This window comes from Marinomonas sp. ABL3_031 (assembly GCF_056161265.1).
Genome location: NZ_JBSWYU010000012.1, coordinates 62331 through 80073, shown reverse-complemented (window position 1 = coordinate 80073; position 17743 = coordinate 62331). Strand labels below are relative to the sequence as shown.

Below are 17743 nucleotides of genomic sequence, written 5' to 3'. Positions count from 1 at the left end.
CTCAACAGATTGCAAGAAATCGAAACATCTATTTTTTTGCAATATTCAATCTTTCTCTGTATTAGGATTTAAATACAAATGATAGATAAAAATTTTATCTTTAATGAGGTTTTGGCAGCGCTTGAGCAACGTTTTGTCACCGCCAAGAAGGCCGCTCAACAGGCTAAAGAAGCGGCGACCAATGAAGAAAGTGTTGCTGAAACCAAATACGATACTTTTGGTCTTGAGGCTTCTTATTTGGCGCATGGCCAATCAGAGCGTGTTTATCAGTGCGAGCAAGATTGGCTTAATTTTAAGCGTATCATGGCAACAAAGGGGCTATCTGATCATCAAGATGAGGTTATTGCTTTATGGAATATGGTACATCTTCAAACGTCAGCAACTGGCTCAGATGAAAAATATTTTTTATTGAGCAATATTGCTGGCGGATTAAATTTGCCATTGCTTGATAAGGGTAAAAAACTGGGGGATCTTGTTTTGATTTCGCCTAGTACACCAATAGGACAAATGCTTATGAATAAGAGCGAAGGTGACACAGTGCTTATTCCAAAAGCAGGGCAACAGATTGAATTTGAAATTGTGAATATCAAATGATGACTTCTAAGACACAAATTTTGTTCTACCTATAGAGAGTCGGCTTAGCTTCGCATATAATGCGTGACCTTTAAATTATTCAGTGAAACTGGCACTAGATAGAATCGCGTCATTAATGGCGACTGTTTGGCCAGAAAACATACTAAGAACACTAGACTCTCTTACTGAGACGGTAATAGGAAAGAAATTATGCGCAGCCATTATTGCGGCGAATTAAATGCTTCTAACATTTCACAAGAAATTACTTTATGCGGTTGGGTTCATCGTCGCCGTGATCACGGTGGTGTTATCTTTCTAGACGTGCGTGATCGTGAAGGTATTACTCAGGTTGTATTTGACCCAGATCGTGCTGACAGCTTTGCTTTGGCCGACAGCGTACGTAACGAATACGTTATTAAATTGACTGGTTTGGTTCGTGCTCGTCCTGAGGGCACCATCAATCCAAACATGCGTACTGGTGAAATCGAAGTATTAGGCACTAGTCTAGAAATTCTAAACGCAGCGCAAACTCCGCCTTTCCAGTTAGACGAACACCAAGCGGTTGGTGAAGACATTCGTCTTAAAAATCGTTTTATCGATTTGCGTCGCCCCGAAATTCAGCAAAAAATGCGTTTTCGTTCAAAAGTAACGTCTGTTTTGCGTCGTTACCTTGATGACAATGGTTTCTTGGATATTGAGACGCCAATTTTGACGCGTGCCACGCCTGAAGGCGCCCGTGATTACTTGGTGCCTAGTCGTACTCATCAAGGCAGTTTCTTTGCTTTGCCACAGTCACCACAGTTGTTCAAGCAATTGTTGATGGTGTCTGGTTTTGATCGTTATTACCAAATCGCAAAATGTTTCCGTGACGAAGATTTGCGTGCAGATCGTCAGCCAGAATTTACCCAAGTGGACATTGAAACTTCTTTCATGTCTGAAGAACAAATCATGAGCATGACGGAAGAAATGATCGTGAATTTGTTCAAAGAATTGATGGATATTGATCTTGGTGCTTTCCCACGTATGCCTTACTCAGAAGCCATGGAAAGCTACGGCAGTGACAAACCAGATTTACGTATTCCATTAACGCTAGTCACTGTATCTGACTTAATGGCTGACGTTGACTTTAAGGTCTTCTCTGGTCCTGCAACTGATCCGAAAGGTCGTGTTGCTGCATTGAAAGTGCCTGGCGGTAATAGTCTAACGCGTAAGCAAATCGACGATTACACTAAGTTTGTTGGTATTTACGGTGCGAAAGGTTTGGCTTACATCAAGGTGAACGATAAGTCTAACCTAGAAGAAGGTTTGCAATCTCCTATTGTCAAATTCTTACCAGTGGAAGTACGTGCTGCTCTACTAGAGCGTTTAGAGGCGCAAGATGGCGACTTGATTTTCTTTGGTGCTGACTCAGCGAAAATCGTTAACGAAGCCCTTGGTGCATTGCGTTGTAAGTTGGGTGAAGACATGGATCTTTACACGTGCGAATGGGCGCCGCTTTGGGTAGTTGACTTCCCAATGTTTGAAGAAACAAGTGATGGTGGTATCACAGCTATTCACCACCCATTCACTGCGCCTTCTTGCTCTCCAGAAGAATTGAAAGCGAATCCATTAACGGCTTTGTCTCAAGCATACGATATGGTACTTAACGGTACTGAGCTTGGTGGTGGTTCTATTCGTATTCACCAAGCTTCTATGCAGGAAGCGGTATTTGAATTGCTCAATATCAGTGAAGAAGAGCAAGAAGAGAAATTTGGTTTCTTGTTGGATGCATTGAAGTTTGGTGCGCCGCCACACGGTGGTTTGGCTTTCGGTTTGGACCGTCTGGTTATGCTGATGACTGGCTCAAGCTCCATCCGTGATGTGATTGCTTTCCCGAAAACTCAGAGTGCCACTTGTTTGTTAACTCAAGCGCCAGGTGAGGTGAGTGAGAAGCAACTAAAAGAACTGAGCATTCGTGTTCGTAAGCCAGTTGCAGAGTAAGAATTGCATGGTAAGCGATAGATTTCAGTTGCTTGCTGTTAGGGAAACGAAAGAATAACGTAAAAGGCCGCAAAAATGTGGCCTTTTTTGTATTTACAGATTGCATCTCTACTGAAGCCCTGTTGAAATATACAGTGATTTTATAACGCATGAGAAAACCATGGCGCAAACTCGAATTATGGCCATTGACCCAGGTTCACGTGTGACGGGCTTTGGCATTATCGATATCATTAATGGCAAGCCAAATTATGTAAACAGTGGCTGCATTCGTTTGCCTGATGAAGATTTATCCGTCAGGTTGAAACATATTTTTAATGGTGTGGAGTCCTTGTTAAAAGAATTTCAGCCAACCGAATTTGCTATTGAAGAAGTCTTTATGGCAAAGAATGCCAACTCAGCATTGAAACTTGGTCAAGCAAGGGGAGCTGCCATTGTTGCGGCCTCACTGCAAGAATTAGTGGTGAATGAATATGCCGCACGACGAGTGAAGCAGTCTGTTGTCGGCAACGGTAATGCCGACAAAGCACAGGTTCAAAGCATGGTGCAATTATTATTAGACTTGACGGAAAAACCGCAAGCCGATGCGGCAGATGCGCTGGCGATTGCGCTTTGTCATGCCAATACCCGCACGTCTGGTGGTTTGGAATACGGCACAGGTAAACGTGCTGGTAGAACGGCCAAGCGCTGGTCAGAACAAGATGTAAGGAAAATGATGTGATAGGTCGAATTGTCGGAATCTTGGTGGAAAAAGCCCCACCAGAACTGTTAGTTGACGTGCAGGGGGTTGGTTACGAGATCAGTGCCTCAATGACCACCATTTACGATTTACCTCAAACTGGTGAACAAGTCGTTTTGTTTACCCATCTCATTGTCAAAGAAGATTCTCATGCCTTGTTCGGTTTTTCAGATAAGAGTGAGCGCGCTCTGTTTCGTATCTTGATTAAGGTGAATGGCATAGGGCCCAAAATGGCGCTCGCTATCCTTTCAAGTATGTCGTCAGAAGAATTGATCGCCAATGTTCAGGATTCTGACGTTACGGCATTAACTCGTATTCCTGGTGTTGGAAAGAAAACGGCTGAACGGCTGATAGTGGAATTACGAGATAAATTGGGACAAGCAGCGAAAACCGATTTGTTTGCTGCGCCAACGGTTCTTCGTCAAGTGCAGGCTGACCCTCGTCAAGAAGCAGAGGCCGCTTTGATCGCCTTGGGTTATAAACCTCAAGAGGCTGCTAAAGCGATTGCAGCTGTGCCGGTGGATGGTGCTGACAGTGAAACGGTCATCAAAGCGGCACTTCAAGGGATGTTGAGGAAATAGTATGATCGAACAAGACCGTATTATCTCGGCAGAATTAAAAGGCAGTGATAGACAAGTTGATAGGGCAATACGACCACAAGCTTTAGCCGAATACATAGGTCAGCCTGTGGTGCGTGAGCAGATGGAAATTTTCATCCAAGCGGCTCGTCAGCGAGGTGAACCCCTTGATCACACCTTGGTGTTCGGCCCTCCAGGATTAGGTAAAACGACCTTAGCGCATATCATTGGCAATGAAATGGGAGCGGATGTGAAAACTACCTCTGGGCCTGTTTTAGAAAGGGCTGGAGATCTGGCGGCGCTGTTAACCAATTTAAATGAAGGCGATATTCTGTTCATCGATGAAATTCATCGTCTTAGCCCCGCCATTGAAGAAGTACTTTATCCCGCAATGGAAGACTACCAATTGGATATCATGATAGGAGAGGGGCCAGCGGCTCGTTCAATAAAAATTGAACTCCCGCCTTTTACGCTTGTCGGAGCTACAACGCGAGCGGGTTTGTTAACCTCTCCTTTGCGTGATCGTTTTGGTATTGTGCAACGTCTTGAGTTTTATGATGTTGAATCTCTTACAACGATAGTAACCCGATCTGCAGGTAAAATGGGTGTCGATCTGGATGAGTCAGGTAGCTTTGAAGTGGCTCGCCGCTCTCGCGGAACGCCGCGTATTGCTAATCGATTATTACGACGAGTAAGAGATGTTGCACAAGTAGAAGGCGCTGAGCTAGTCGGACAAAAAGTTGCTCAACGGGCATTAGATATGTTAAGTGTAGACAGTCAGGGATTCGATCATTTAGATAGACGTATGTTATTGACTATGATAGAAAAGTTTGACGGTAGGCCAGTAGGCTTGGATAGTGTTTCTGCCGCGCTTGGGGAGGACAAGGACACGATTGAAGATGTGATAGAGCCGTTTCTAATTCAACAAGGCTTTGTTATTCGAACACCTCGTGGTCGTCAGGTGACCAAACGAGCTTATGAACATTTTAATTATCAGTTACCAACCGATTTGAAATAGAGGTCAATGATGTCAATTTGGGGACTTATCGCCAGCGCTAGTTTAGTTGTACAGCTTGTAATGTTGACACTGTTGGCGGCATCTTTATTTTCTTGGATCGTCATTTTTCAACGCATCCGAGTGATTAAACAAGCGAAAAAAATCCGCTCAGAATTTGAAGATCAATTTTGGTCAGGGATGGATCTTAGTCAGCTGTATCGTAAGTTGACACAGGATGGGCGTAAAGTTGAAGGAATGGAAACCATTTTCACGGCAGGCATTAAGGAGTTTACTCGCTTAAGACAAAATCCAAATATGGACCCTGATGCCGTAATGGATGGTGTCCAGCGTGCTATGCGCGTTGCTTTGTATCGTGAAGAAGAGAAATTAGATCAACACCTGCCTTTCCTGGCAACAGTCGGTTCAACCAGTCCTTACATCGGTTTATTTGGTACGGTTTGGGGGATAATGCATTCTTTTATTGGTTTGGCTGAGGTTCAACAAGCAACGCTAGCGACAGTAGCGCCAGGTATTGCAGAAGCTTTGATTGCTACTGCGATAGGCTTAGCGGCTGCGATTCCTGCGGTGGTGGCTTATAACCGTTTTTCGACAGCGTCTGATTCTTTGAGTGCGAGTTATGATAATTTTGCCGAGGAATTCGCTAGCATATTGCATCGTAAAGTGCATGTTCGTGAGGGAGGCGCAGCATAGTGGCTCGCTCTAGACAAAAGAATAAGCGCCTTCCAATGTCAGAAATCAATGTCGTTCCTTACATTGATGTCATGTTGGTATTGTTGGTGATTTTTATGATTACGGCTCCTATGCTGACCCAAGGTGTGGATGTCGAGTTACCAAATGCCAATGCTGCCCCCATCAAAAATAGTGAAAACGATGTATTGATTGCATCCGTTGATGCAAAAGGCCTGTTTTATTTAGATGTGGGTGGAGAGCAAGAAACCATTAGTTTGTCTAATTTGCAAACTAAAGTACGTAAGATACTTAATCAAAACCCGAACATGTCGGTTTTGGTACGGGGCGATAAAAATGTATCGTATGGCGATGTTGTAGGCTTAATGGTGGCGCTTCAAGGGGCGGGTGCACCCAATGTAGGTTTGGTGACTGAGCCGGAAAATTGAATATGAAGTGGTTACGCAGTGACAGTTACAGTCTTCCAATAGTATTTGCTTTAGTACTTCATACTGGCATTGTTGTGGCTGCGTTTTTTGCGGTTGATTTTGGCAGTGGTGAGCGCAAAGAGCCTAAGCAATCTATCATTGTTAACGCTAAAATTATTGATGTTTCAGATACCATTATTGGTCGGCGAGAAGCGGAACAAAAGGCGGCAGAGAATCGTGCAGCGGCCTTGGCGGAGAAAAAGCGCAAAGAAGCAGAGCAGGCAAGACAAAAAGAAGTGGCTCGTAAAGCTTTGCAAGAAAAACAAAAGCGAGTCGCGCAAGCTAAGCGATTAAAAGAACAGGCCGCAGCAAAACAGCGTCAAGAAGCGCAAAGGAAAGCCGCTGAGCAGAAGCGTGTTGCTCAAGAGGCTGAGAAAAAACGTCTTGAAGAACAAAAACGTATAGCCGAACAAAAGCGACAAAAAGAAGTTAAACGAGTAGAAGAACAAAAACGCCGTGAAGAGGCTTTAGTTCGTCAAGCTGAAGCCGATAGACTGGCAGAGCAAGAGCGTAAGCGTCAACAAGAAGCTGCTCGTATAGCAGAACAAAAGAAAGCTGCGGAAGAGGCTGCTCGACAAGCTGCAGCGGAAGAAGAGGCGAAACGACTTGCTGCTGAAGAAGCGCAAATGGTTCAGTCTATTAGCGGTTTAATTAATGCTCGAGTAGCGGCCGCGTGGAGCAGGCCTCCAAGCGCACGTAATGGTATGAAAACGGAATTGCGCATTGAATTTTTACCGAATGGGGAAGTCATGAATGCACAAGTAACGAAAAGTAGTGGTGATGCTTTATTTGATCAAAGAGCATTAGACGCCGTGTATAAAGTTCGTCGCATTGAAGAGCTGGCTGATGTAGATTCTTATATTTTTGAGCGTAATTTTCGAAAAATAGATGTGATTTTTAATCCGCAGGACTTGAGAAACTAATATGTTAAAAAAATGCTTAGCTGCTGTATTTTTATTTTGTGTCATAATGAACACAGCAAAAGCCCAATTAGTGATCGAAATTACCAGTGGCGCAGATCAATTGCTGCCTATTGCTATTGTACCTTTTGGATATGATGGCGTAGATGCGTTACCAGAAGATATTGCGCAAATTGTTCAAGACGATTTAGCCAGAAGCGGATTGTTTCAAGCTATTCCTCGCAGTAATATGTTGAGTATGCCAAGTAAAGAGGAAGATGTTTTTTATCGCGATTGGCGTTTGTTAAAAAGTGACTATGTTGTTATTGGTTCAGTGAGAAAACTCTCAAATAACAATTATAGAATCGGTTTTGAATTATTAAATGTATTAAGTCAAAAGCCAGTTGAGAAACACGCTTCCATCGATGTTGGAGTGAATAACTTCCGTGATGCGGCGCATTATATTAGTGATAAAATTTACCAATTACTAACGGGTTCTCGTGGTGCATTTAGTACTAGAATCTTATATGTTACAGCGGACGGTGATCGCAGTGCACCTACTTATCGATTACAAGTAGCTGATGCGGATGGACATAGGCCGCAAATTGTTGTGGAGTCAAAAGAGCCAATTTTATCGCCATCATGGAGCGGTGACGGCAAGAAAATTGCTTATGTTATGTTTCGCAACCGACGTCCTAACATTTTTATACAAGAATTAGCTTCAGGAAGACGTCAGCAAATCGCACAATTTAGAGGTTTAAATGGTGCACCAGCTTGGTCTCCGGATGGAAAGAAACTGGCTATTGTGCTATCAAAAGACAATAACCCTGAAATTTATACGCTCGATATTGAAACACAAAAGCTCGAACGTATGACAAACCATTATGCAATCGATACAGAACCAAGTTGGGAGCCTGATGGTAAAGGAATAGTTTTCACATCAGATCGAGGGGGGAACCCGCAGATTTATCGATTGGATGTAGATAGTAAGCGTGTGGAAAGGGTAACATTCGAAGGTGACTTGAATACACGGGCAAGAATGACACCTGATGGACGTTATCTTGTTACTGTTCAGAAAAATGATGGCAATTATCATATTGCGTTACAGGATATGAATACTGGCCGAGTGCACATTCTGACAGAGACTTACTTAGACGAATCGCCAAGTATTGCACCAAATGGCAGTATGGTGATATATGCCACAACCTATCAAGGAAAGGGTATCTTAGCCGTAGTATCCGTTGATGGACTTGTTAAATATAGGTTACCATCAGCAGACGGTGATGTACGAGAACCATCTTGGTCCCCGTATTTCAAATAAAGACATTGAGGAGTGAATAATGAGTGTAAACAAACTAGGTAAGTTTGCTGTAATTGGGTTGTCTGCTGCGTGGCTAGCAGGCTGTAGTACAACAGCAACAGATACTGATTCTTCTACTGTAGCTGAGGGCGGAACGGCAACTGAGCAAGTTGATGATTCTGCTACTGGCTCTTCAGACCAATCTTTTGGTGCTGATGAAGATGGTGCTGTGACCAGTGTCATCGTTGAGGAATCCGCTGAAGATACAATGGTTGATCCGCTTGCTGGTGTTGACACTGTATTCTACTTCGACTTTGATAAATCTATTGTTCGTCCAGAAGCTCGTGAAGCTTTGGCGAAACATGCTGAATTTCTAGTAGCAAATCCAGATGCAAGCGTTGTTCTTGAAGGTCATGCTGATGAGCGTGGAACACGTGAATACAACATGGCATTGGGCGAGCGTCGCGCTAAAGCGGTTAGCCGTTACCTAACTATCCAAGGCGTTGCGGCTTCTCAAATTGAAACCGTCAGCTTTGGTGAAGAAGTGCCAGTTGCTTTTGGTCATGATGCTGAGGCTTGGCAACTGAACCGTCGTGTAGAAGTTCGTTACGAATAATGAACGGCAAAGACATAAAGATTCGCTCTTTAGCAGTGGTGCTGTCATTGGCAGCGCCACTGGCTTTGTCTGAATCCAGCCAACCTACAGGAGGTTTATCTCCAAGTGCCGCAGCAGACTTATTGTTTCAGTTGGAGACTCTTCAACAAGAAGTTCAGACTCTTCGAGGTCTGCTTGAGCAACAAGGTCATGAACTTAAATTAATGAAACAAAGCCAACGAGATCGTTATATTGATCTTGATAAGCGAATTTCATTACTCATGTCTGCTTCAGCAAATAAACAAACGGCGCCTACTACTGCCCCTTCTCTTCCTTCTACTCTTGTACCGAATACACAGACGCAAAGTGTGTTGTCTGATGTTGTTCCTACAGGAGTTCAACCTCAATCAACAGTGGTTGCAACGCCAACTGCTAACTTGCCAAGTACCCCATTAGCTCCTATACCCCTGTCTGCCCCTTCAGAACAGGCTAAAGAAGCATACACAAAGGCTTACAACCTGATTCGCGAAAGAGAATTTGCGCAAGCCGATGTGGCTTTGACTCAGTTTGTTATAGACTATCCTAGCAACACATTAACAGGAAATGGCTATTACTGGTTAGGTGAGGTAAAGCTAGTGCAGGGGAAGTCTCAGGAGGCATTGACTGCTTTCACCACAGTCATTCAAAAATTTCCAGGGCATGGCAAAGAGAAAGATGCTTTGTATAAACTGGGAACCGTAAATGATCAATTGGGTAACAGTGAGCAAGCAAAAACGTATCTACAAGACGTCATCAAACGCTTTCCAAACAGTAAAACCGCTAAGTTAGCTGCCGGGTATTTAGGAAAAATTAAATAACTTGCATTTCCCAACGGGCCCTGTATCATACGCATCCCGTTGGGTCGTTAGCTCAGTTGGTAGAGCAGTTGACTTTTAATCAATTGGTCACTGGTTCGAATCCAGTACGACCCACCAATATTATCTTTTACAATGGCTAACTTTATTCTTTTTTGTCATATTAAGACTAAATGAATTTCCATTCGATCTACTAGCCATACTTTTTCCTCGCCCAGTTTTAGTAGGGGTAATATTATGTTTGATACTTCCACCAAAGCCGCTCTTAGAAGCACAGTGCAAAAATATTTAGCTGATGCTGAGAAGCAATTGGAGCAACCAATTGTTGATAATGAGTCACTTCGCCAAGAGATCAAACAACTCCTTAAAGAGAAACAAGCTGTCCTAGTGGCGCATTATTATACGGATGATGCGATTCAAGAATTAGCTGAAGAAACTGGCGGTATTATTGCAGATTCATTGGAAATGGCTCGGTTCGGAGCCAATCACCCAGCACAGACTTTGGTTGTTGCTGGGGTAAAATTTATGGGCGAAACAGCTAAGATTCTCAGCCCTGAAAAGACCATTCTAATGCCAACTCTGGAAGCCACTTGTTCTTTGGACATTGGCTGTCCCATTGAGGAATTTTCTTCTTTTTGTGATCAGCATCCGGACCGTACTGTGGTGGTATATGCTAATACATCAGCGGCGGTAAAAGCTCGAGCAGACTGGGTCGTTACTTCTAGTATTGCGCTAGATGTCGTCAACCACTTGGTTGATAAGGGAGAAAAGATTATCTGGGCCCCTGATCAACATCTAGGCGGCTATATTCAACGTGAAACTGGCGCGGATATGATTCTTTGGGACGGTGCTTGTATTGTTCATGAAGAGTTTAAAGCAAAAGGCATTTTAGACCTTAAAGCGATTTATCCAGATGCTGCTGTGTTAGTCCACCCTGAGTCTCCAGAAGCTGTGGTAGAAGTGGCAGACGTAGTTGGCTCTACATCACAATTGCTAAATGCTTCAAAGAGTATGAGTAATAGCACCTTTATTGTTGCCACAGACCGAGGTATTTTTTACAAAATGAAGCAGGCTTCGCCTGAAAAGCGTTTTGTAGAAGCGCCTACAGCAGGTTCTGGTGCCAATTGTCGCAGTTGCGCTCATTGCCCTTGGATGGCTTTGAATAGCCTTGAGCTGCTTAGGGATTCGTTAAGAAACATGTCTGGCGAAATAGATGTTTCAGCTGAGTTGCGAGAACAAGCCTTGATTCCATTGCAACGTATGCTGGACTTTAATAAGCCCGCTTAAGTCATTTATTTAAGGTAGCCAGATATTTCATTTCTAAATCAGAGTACGCCAGTTGCAATCTGTCGTATTCTAAACTCTTTTTATTAAAACTTACTCTCAACTCTTGGTAATCATTTTCCGATATGTGAGTATTCAATTGGTCTTTTAGCTGAACAGTCGCTTGGACCAATTTCCGATTTCTCTCTTTTTCTTGCTTTAAAGGAATAGATTGAGCCCCAAAATCTGGATTTTGTAAAATGATAGTATCCACTTGTTGTTTTAATTCATTGTTTTTTTCTTCCGCCATTTCCAATTCTTGAGCCAGCAAAGTAACGCAAGTTTCCGATTCTTGTAACAGTCTTTCAAGGGCTTGAGTGTCCTTTTCCTGTTGTATTAGATTTTCAGAATTGTTATCGGCAGCCATGGCATCACTCAAATCATCGATTAATAAACCAAGGGTTTCTTTTTTGCTGCCGGCAAGGCTTTGTAAATTGCCAACAGCAGTTTGATTTTTATTTGATAATTGTTGTTCCATTTCCGCTAAACGCTTATCTTTGTCAGAAATGTTTTGCCGTAACGATTCGATAGAAAGGTCTGAGTTTTGTAACTCATTTTCAAGTTGTAATACCAGACTATTCGATTCTTCAGACATTCGCTCTAATTTCGCAACGGCTACCTTTTGAGATTCGAGTGTTTGATCTGAAGTTTGATGTTGCTTGGCGTATTCTAATTCGCTACGTAACTGCTCTATAACGAGTTTTTGTCTGTCTGCTAAACTATTTAATGACATGATTTGTTTGTAAGAGGCGGTGCGATTTGGCTTTTTATGACGTTCTTTTGAATTCAACTTAGTGGATACGTTGGATGTGTGCTCAAGGGTCTCATCTTGCACATCTTCTAACCTTTCAATTCGTTTTTTTAACGCGTCAGCTTCTTTCTGAAGACGTTGTTGTTCGTTTCTTTTGACTTTCAGTTTTTGTAATTTTGCGACAGCATTGTCAATACTCTTACATAAATCGTCGTTCAGTTTATATTGATTCTTAGATAATGTTTCTTTTGTAATGATGGATTCAGAGGTTTGATAGAACTCTTCTTCCATTTGTTTAAGATTTTTATGCAGCTCTTCAGGATCTGAAGTTTGTAGTTTGGGCGTGGTAAGTGCATATAATAAGCTAGATAAAAAACGGGCGAGAATAGGCTTAGGCTTATTACTTACTTGATTAAGTACAATCGCTCTTTCAGCTTGTAAAACGGTACCCCAGATTTTTAAGGTGGTTATCTGATTTGGCTCCATAGTGTCAGGTTTGATAGAAGAAGCGGCATAACTGATTTGTTTATCGAGAAATTGCGCAAAAGCCTTGTAGGATAAATCTTCAGTTTGCGCATCTTTTGATTTTGTATCATTCGTCTCAGTTATCTTATTGTCTAAGATTTGTTCTTCTGTGTCGGCTTGAGCCATTTTCTTTTTTACTGATCGGTTTAGCCATATGAAAACCAGATTGGTAACAAACAAAATGGTAGTGATCTCAAGTATTGTCCAAATTAACCACTTTGACATAAGCACTCCTCACGCAATTTTATCTGATATCCATTATCATTAACGTTTGATACTTGATAAACTAATTCTATTCTTATGAGCATAGTTTAAAGGAAAGCTGCTTTCTATGAGTAAAGATTTTTTAACCTTCATACGTAATCGTGTATCTCAACCTGCTTTGACCTCTCCAGCACCAAGTGAAGATGAGTGGCGGGATATTTTAGATGCGGCTAGCCGTGCTGCTGATCATGGAAACCTCAAACCTTGGCGCTATCGAATTTACGAGGCAGAAGGGCGTAATAAGTTAGGCGAGATATACTGGCAGCATGCTCTAGCTGAAGTACCTGATTTACCTGACAATAAACGAGAATCCTTTATTAAAAAAGCGTTTCGAGCTCCAACAGTGTTATTAATCTATGCTAGTACCCAAGAACATCCAAAAGTACCTGCCATTGAGCAAGTTATGGCGACCTCAGCCGCTGCCCAGCAAGTATTATTGGGTCTCAGCGCTTTGGGTTATGGTGGTATGTGGCGTAGTGGACCAGCATGCTTCACACAAAAAACAAAAAACCTTCTAAATTTACAAGCCAATGATCAGATCGTTGGTTTGATTTATGTCGGCACCCCAAAAGAAGCATCTAAAGTGGTAGCAGACACTCAATTAGAAGAACGTCTTAGTTGGGTAAGGGATTAATTTTTAACAATAAATCCCAAAAACAAGTTGCAAAAAGGCGCCTGCGTCACTAATATATGCGCACTCGTTGCGCTGTACGTAACAAAACCCTTTTGGTGAGCTGTCCGAGTGGCCGAAGGAGCACGCCTGGAAAGTGTGTATGTCGAAAGGCATCAAGAGTTCGAATCTCTTGCTCACCGCCATAATCGCTTAAATTCGATATTAAAAAACCGCTTTTATATAAGCGGTTTTTTAATATCTGTCATTTTTGACCGCAAATTAGTCATCAAATAGTTTATGAGCTTGATCAAAAATTACGGGGCGGCCGGCTTGGTTGGTCGAGGCAATGATCATTTTCGCTTCCAGTACAATTTGCTGATCGGCTTGTCGAATAATGGTTTGATAAAAAGCAAACTTCAGTTTTGATACCTTTTCAGTGCGGGTAGTGATTGTAAAAGTATCGCCACTTCTTAATGAGCGCTTGTAATCCAACTCAGCGCGCATCAACACCAAATTTATACCTTGTTCAGTGATCTCAGCAAAATCCAATCCTTTGGTTTTGATAAAGGTGTGGCGGGCATGTTCTAGGTAATTTTGGTAAACGGCATTATTAACTATGCCCTGCATATCGCACTCGTAATCCCTTACATCAAACAATAGAGCGTGATTGGATATTTCATTCGCCATTAGCTTTTTATCCTTTTATATGTGATGTGCAATGCGGTTATTTCCTGATCTTTGTGCGTAGGTTAGATAGTGTTGGGTACGTTTCACTAGATCCATTGGGCTTTCATCGCCAAGCAATGTTGCCACACCAACAGAAGCCGTTACTTGTTTCAACATACTATTGTCATTCTTGTTACGAATTTTTTGTTTAGAGATATGCAGACGCACTGCATCTGCTAATTCTGACGCTTCGCCTAATTCCATCTCTTTAATAATGGCTGCAAATTTGCCATTTTTGAGTCTGGCGAGAAAAGCACGTTCGGGCAAAAACTGAGTTAAGGTCTTGGCAATATAGAGAATCAAAGAGGCTGCTATTTTTTTGCCATATTCTTGCTGTAGACCAGACAAATCGTCAATTTCTATCAGTAACAAAGTGAGATCGTCTTCAGCGAAAGGGGCCAAGGAGAATAGGGTGCGTTCAAAGCCTTTTTCGTTAGACAGTAAAGTCATTGGATCCAACTCGGTATTTTTCTTAACTTCGGCTAGTTCTTGTCTCAATCTAACCAGTTCGTCTTGAGCCTGAGTAAGCGTCTCGCCAAATTGCGAAACGATTTGGTTGGCCTTGAAAGCTCGTCTATCGAGAAGTGTGGCAATCTGCCCAAGCTTTTTCTGATCCGTGTTACTATTAAGAGCGTTACGAGTGTCTTTGAGTGTTTGAGTGAAAACAGCAAGTTCTTTGGTTACCGTTGCACTTTCTTCAGATAAAGTTTCAGTTAAATGATTTAGGGATTGATGGTGGGCGTCAGACTGTTTGATGTCCTCGGCCATAATGAATTCATTGAAAAGCTCTTTTGAAACAAAAGCAGGAAGACTGCCAAAGCGACGAATAGCACGATCAACCACTTGATTTAATCGAGGGTTGCTATTCGATGCGTATTGATACCAAATGCCATAGTTGTAGGGTGTTGGCGGTATGTCCAACTTTACCATTAATGGTATGGCTGACCTCATTAAATGGTTGGCTTCTTTTGTACTATGTTGAAACATAGAAACCTCTATTGCGACTCATCACCACTAAACTGTTCTTTTCTTGGCGGCATTCCATCTATTGAGCTGTTGCTCAGCCATATCGATGATGTTGATATTAAAAAAATGATAGAAATATGAGTTTTTAAATTTGTCGGATTAAGCCCCCGACAACTTAGCTTTATAGCCTTCTTTTTCCAATAGATCCTTTAATTTGTTGCGATTATCGCCTTGAATTTCGATCTTTCCATCTTTTACCGAACCTCCAGTACCACATTGAGCTTTTAGCTGTTTGGCTAATGTTTTTAACTGCTCTGCTGTTAAAGGAAGTCCTGTTATAAGCGTTACCCCTTTGCCTTTTCGACCCTTAGTTTCCAATTGAATTCGAACATTGCCATCACCCATTATCGAGTCATTTTGGCATTGGCAATGGTCTACAGAGGATTCGCATTCAGGACATAAGCGGCCTTGATCTGTAGAAAAAACTAAGTTTCTTTTTTTCATAGGTAAAACATTAAAATTAGTATAAAAAACGGATACTTAGTATAACACTTATCCAGTCACTCTTAAGTGAATAAAAGTAAAATTGAACATTTTTCAGCAAAATTTAGCCAATTCGTCTAAGATCTTAGAATATGCTTTGTAAATCCTTTGCTGATCATGAAAAACTTCATTCAAATTCGTCTCGCTAAGCTATCAGATATTGATCAAATTTTACAATTTGAAACAAATAATCGTGAATGGTTTGCGCAATTTTTCCCCCATTACAGCTCGACACCACCAAGTGAGCAAAGTTTGCGCAAGGTTTTATGTGGTAAAAATGCCAAATTACATTACCTAGTGACGTTCGGAGACGATGAAATTGTTGGCCGTTTTAATGGGCAATTTTTGGATTATAAAAAAAAATCTATTGAGGTCTCATATCGGCTTGATAAAGCCTTCATTAATCTTGGTATTGCCAAATATGCGCTTAAACATTTGCTTTTAATTTGGTCTAGTCAGGGTATTCAAGAAATTTATGCCACGGTTGGTGACAATAATAAACCTTCTATGCGAGTACTATTATCTTGCGGATTTTTTGTCGACGAATTTTGCCCAAGTGCCGTTAATTTATCTTCTAAAATTGAAGATGGTTGGGTATTTCGCTGGACAGATCTTATCGAAGTTAATCAGCGTCTTAGTCAATTTGATAGGGTCTTAACTTACTAAACAGCATGTCAAGATCTGCGGGGAACGCTGCGCTGATCGTTATTCTTTGCTGGCTGATAGGGTGTGTAAACTCAAGTTTAGAGGCATGAAGTAACAACCTTAGATCCTCTCCCCAAGCTTTTCGTAGCGCGTTATTTATATGTCGACAACCATAGCAAGTATCGCCCACCAGCGGATTAAGAATATGCTTAAAGTGACGTCTAATTTGGTGCTTTCTGCCTTGTTTTGGTGTGACTTCAATCCAACTTAAACGCATTTCATCATAACGACTCACTGCAATAGGTAATTGGTAACGATGAATACGTCGATAAAGAGTTTCAGCGTCTTTTTCAGTGCCTATAATTTTATAACGTGAACGTCCTTTCTGTTCATTAAGTTTGGCCAATGGATAATCAATATGGCCTTTTTCATCACTAAAACCTCGCACCAAACAATGATACGTTTTTTGTGTTTGCGAATCGCTGAATTGCTCTGATAAAGCTCGTGCAACACTCGGTGAAAAGGCCATGACAAGTACACCAGATGTGGCGCGGTCTAAGCGATGGACAGGAAACACCCAGCGACCAGTTTGATCACGCAACCTCTGCACGACAGCATCTTGCTCATCTTTTGCTAAATGGGTGCGATGCACCAACAATCCGGATGGTTTGTTGACTGCAACTAGGTGTTCATCTTGGTAGAGTATTTCGAGTGTCATGCTTGGTGTTTTACAAAATGGCTGATGTGCCCGATAGCAAGATTAACCAGTTCGCGCATAGCGCCTTCACTGGCCCAGGCAACATGCGGTGTTAATAAAAAATTGGGGAATTGGCTTAACTGATTTAATACCGAGGATGTGGGCATTGGTTCTATCAGTGAAACATCGAAGCCGGCACCGGCAATGCTTTTGGTTTGAATGGCACGAACTAAAGCCTCTTCATTAACTATGCCACCACGACTCATATTGATAAGCAAAGCATGGGCAGGCATAAGATCAAACTCTCTTTCAGCAATCAAATTGCGAGTTTGTTCGGTCAACGGACAATGGAGGCTGATAATATCAGCCTGTTGTAAGGCTTGATCAAAAGCCACATAGCCTTCACGGATGCTTTTTGCTTGCTTACGTTCAGCAAAGAGAACCTTCATACCAAATGCTTTTGCCAAAATAGCAACTTGTTGACCGAGTTGACCGCTACCTAGAATAGTCAAGGTTGAACCGGCTAAATCCTTAATAGGGTAGTCCATCATGCAAAAGAATTCAGATTGAGCCCAATTTCTTGCTTTAACGTCCGACACATAAGACAAAAGATTTCGTCTCAATGCCAATAGCATAGCGAAGGTGTGTTCTGGCACGCTTACTTTTGAATAGCCTTCTACGTTTTGCACCTTTATACCTTGTTCCTGACAAGCTTGCAGGGCAACATTATTGGTACCAGTTGCCATAACTTGAACCAATTTCAAATGACGAGCTTGCTTTATTATCTGTGTTGACAACACCACTTTATTCGTCAGAACAATATCGGCATCTGAAATACGATCTAGCACTTCCTCTTCCTTAGTATTGTGAAACTCAACGTACTCAGAAACTAGGGAATGGAGGTCAATTTCAATGTCTTTAGGGAAAGAACCACGGTCCAAAAAAACGGCTTTCATGAAGTTTCCTCATTTAACGTCAACTTTTTATTTTTATCTTACGGCTA

Annotated in this window: 20 protein-coding genes and 2 tRNA genes; 16 read left to right on the top strand and 6 right to left on the bottom strand. The window is 42.0% G+C overall.

Features of this window, described 5'->3' with window-relative positions; genetic code table 11:
- Nucleotides 1-78 precede the first annotated feature (78 nt).
- The 13 genes from ACXAH2_RS13540 to nadA all read left to right on the top strand — a co-directional run bounded on the left by ACXAH2_RS13540 (nucleotide 79) and on the right by nadA (nucleotide 10974).
- Nucleotides 79-594: a GreA/GreB family elongation factor gene (locus tag ACXAH2_RS13540; protein WP_475079192.1), complete on the top strand. Its 516-nt coding sequence runs from the start codon at nucleotides 79-81 to the stop codon at nucleotides 592-594.
- 189 nt (nucleotides 595-783) lie between these two features.
- Nucleotides 784-2553 carry an aspartate--tRNA ligase gene (aspS, locus tag ACXAH2_RS13535; protein ID WP_475079191.1) on the top strand — a complete coding sequence of 590 codons (1770 nt, stop codon included), beginning with the start codon at nucleotides 784-786 and terminating at the stop codon, nucleotides 2551-2553.
- Between the two features lie 160 nt (nucleotides 2554-2713).
- Nucleotides 2714-3271, top strand: a complete 558-nt coding sequence (gene ruvC / locus ACXAH2_RS13530; RefSeq protein ID WP_475079190.1) for a crossover junction endodeoxyribonuclease RuvC — start codon at nucleotides 2714-2716, stop codon at nucleotides 3269-3271.
- Nucleotides 3268-3870 carry a Holliday junction branch migration protein RuvA gene (gene ruvA / locus ACXAH2_RS13525; RefSeq protein WP_475079189.1) on the top strand — a complete coding sequence of 201 codons (603 nt, stop codon included), beginning with the start codon at nucleotides 3268-3270 and terminating at the stop codon, nucleotides 3868-3870. Before ruvC ends, ruvA begins: the two co-directional genes overlap by 4 nt.
- Before the next feature lies 1 nt (nucleotide 3871).
- Nucleotides 3872-4885, top strand: a complete 1014-nt coding sequence (gene ruvB, locus ACXAH2_RS13520; RefSeq protein WP_475079188.1) for a Holliday junction branch migration DNA helicase RuvB — start codon at nucleotides 3872-3874, stop codon at nucleotides 4883-4885.
- A 9-nt stretch (nucleotides 4886-4894) separates the two neighbouring features.
- A complete protein-coding gene (gene tolQ / locus ACXAH2_RS13515) occupies nucleotides 4895-5575 on the top strand; it encodes a protein TolQ (RefSeq protein WP_475079267.1) in 681 nt (226 codons plus the stop codon).
- A gap of 35 nt (nucleotides 5576-5610) precedes the next feature.
- Nucleotides 5611-6000, top strand: coding sequence for a protein TolR (gene tolR / locus ACXAH2_RS13510; protein ID WP_475079187.1), 390 nt, complete (start codon nucleotides 5611-5613; stop codon nucleotides 5998-6000).
- A 2-nt stretch (nucleotides 6001-6002) separates the two neighbouring features.
- Complete coding sequence (locus tag ACXAH2_RS13505; RefSeq protein WP_475079186.1) at nucleotides 6003-6962, top strand: cell envelope integrity TolA family protein; 960 nt, start codon at nucleotides 6003-6005, stop codon at nucleotides 6960-6962.
- 1 nt (nucleotide 6963) lies between these two features.
- Nucleotides 6964-8259 (top strand): Tol-Pal system beta propeller repeat protein TolB, encoded by a 1296-nt coding sequence (gene tolB, locus ACXAH2_RS13500; protein WP_475079185.1) that lies wholly within the window; start codon nucleotides 6964-6966, stop codon nucleotides 8257-8259.
- Nucleotides 8260-8278: 19 nt separating this feature from the next.
- Nucleotides 8279-8854, top strand: coding sequence for a peptidoglycan-associated lipoprotein Pal (gene pal, locus ACXAH2_RS13495; protein ID WP_475079183.1), 576 nt, complete (start codon nucleotides 8279-8281; stop codon nucleotides 8852-8854).
- Nucleotides 8854-9690: a tol-pal system protein YbgF gene (gene ybgF, locus ACXAH2_RS13490; protein ID WP_475079182.1), complete on the top strand. Its 837-nt coding sequence runs from the start codon at nucleotides 8854-8856 to the stop codon at nucleotides 9688-9690. Before pal ends, ybgF begins: the two co-directional genes overlap by 1 nt.
- 41 nt (nucleotides 9691-9731) lie before the next feature.
- Nucleotides 9732-9807: transfer RNA gene (locus ACXAH2_RS13485), tRNA-Lys, on the top strand.
- Between the two features lie 117 nt (nucleotides 9808-9924).
- Nucleotides 9925-10974, top strand: a complete 1050-nt coding sequence (nadA, locus tag ACXAH2_RS13480) for a quinolinate synthase NadA (protein ID WP_475079181.1) — start codon at nucleotides 9925-9927, stop codon at nucleotides 10972-10974.
- 1 nt (nucleotide 10975) lies between these two features.
- On the opposite strand, the gene ACXAH2_RS13475 is transcribed toward nadA, so the two are convergent.
- Nucleotides 10976-12511: a hypothetical protein gene (locus ACXAH2_RS13475; RefSeq protein ID WP_475079180.1), complete on the bottom strand. Its 1536-nt coding sequence runs from the start codon at nucleotides 12509-12511 to the stop codon at nucleotides 10976-10978.
- 106 nt (nucleotides 12512-12617) lie between these two features.
- Here ACXAH2_RS13475 and ACXAH2_RS13470 point away from each other — a divergent pair, with 106 nt between their 5' ends.
- Together ACXAH2_RS13470 and ACXAH2_RS13465 are read left to right on the top strand one after the other, a co-directional pair.
- Nucleotides 12618-13184 (top strand): nitroreductase family protein, encoded by a 567-nt coding sequence (locus ACXAH2_RS13470; protein ID WP_475079179.1) that lies wholly within the window; start codon nucleotides 12618-12620, stop codon nucleotides 13182-13184.
- 94 nt (nucleotides 13185-13278) lie between these two features.
- Nucleotides 13279-13366, top strand: a tRNA-Ser gene (locus tag ACXAH2_RS13465).
- A 76-nt stretch (nucleotides 13367-13442) separates the two neighbouring features.
- Here the strand turns inward: ACXAH2_RS13465 and ACXAH2_RS13460 are convergent.
- The 3 genes from ACXAH2_RS13460 to ACXAH2_RS13450 form a co-directional block, all read right to left on the bottom strand.
- Nucleotides 13443-13850, bottom strand: coding sequence for an acyl-CoA thioesterase (locus ACXAH2_RS13460; RefSeq protein ID WP_475079178.1), 408 nt, complete (start codon nucleotides 13848-13850; stop codon nucleotides 13443-13445).
- A gap of 15 nt (nucleotides 13851-13865) precedes the next feature.
- Nucleotides 13866-14876, bottom strand: a complete 1011-nt coding sequence (locus ACXAH2_RS13455) for a GGDEF domain-containing protein (RefSeq protein ID WP_475079177.1) — start codon at nucleotides 14874-14876, stop codon at nucleotides 13866-13868.
- 138 nt (nucleotides 14877-15014) lie between these two features.
- Nucleotides 15015-15359, bottom strand: coding sequence for a translation initiation factor Sui1 (locus ACXAH2_RS13450; protein WP_475079175.1), 345 nt, complete (start codon nucleotides 15357-15359; stop codon nucleotides 15015-15017).
- A gap of 156 nt (nucleotides 15360-15515) precedes the next feature.
- Between ACXAH2_RS13450 and ACXAH2_RS13445 the strand changes: the two genes are divergently transcribed.
- Nucleotides 15516-16064, top strand: coding sequence for a GNAT family N-acetyltransferase (locus ACXAH2_RS13445; RefSeq protein ID WP_475079174.1), 549 nt, complete (start codon nucleotides 15516-15518; stop codon nucleotides 16062-16064).
- Here ACXAH2_RS13445 and ACXAH2_RS13440 read toward each other — a convergent pair.
- Together ACXAH2_RS13440 and ACXAH2_RS13435 are read right to left on the bottom strand one after the other, a co-directional pair.
- The gene (locus ACXAH2_RS13440; RefSeq protein ID WP_475079173.1) at nucleotides 16033-16761 is read right to left on the bottom strand and encodes a pseudouridine synthase; all 729 of its coding nucleotides are present in this window, start codon (nucleotides 16759-16761) and stop codon (nucleotides 16033-16035) included. The two genes, ACXAH2_RS13445 and ACXAH2_RS13440, sit on opposite strands and share 32 nt — an antisense overlap.
- Nucleotides 16758-17696: a D-2-hydroxyacid dehydrogenase gene (locus ACXAH2_RS13435; RefSeq protein ID WP_475079171.1), complete on the bottom strand. Its 939-nt coding sequence runs from the start codon at nucleotides 17694-17696 to the stop codon at nucleotides 16758-16760. Before ACXAH2_RS13435 ends, ACXAH2_RS13440 begins: the two co-directional genes overlap by 4 nt.
- Nucleotides 17697-17743: the final 47 nt, after the last annotated feature.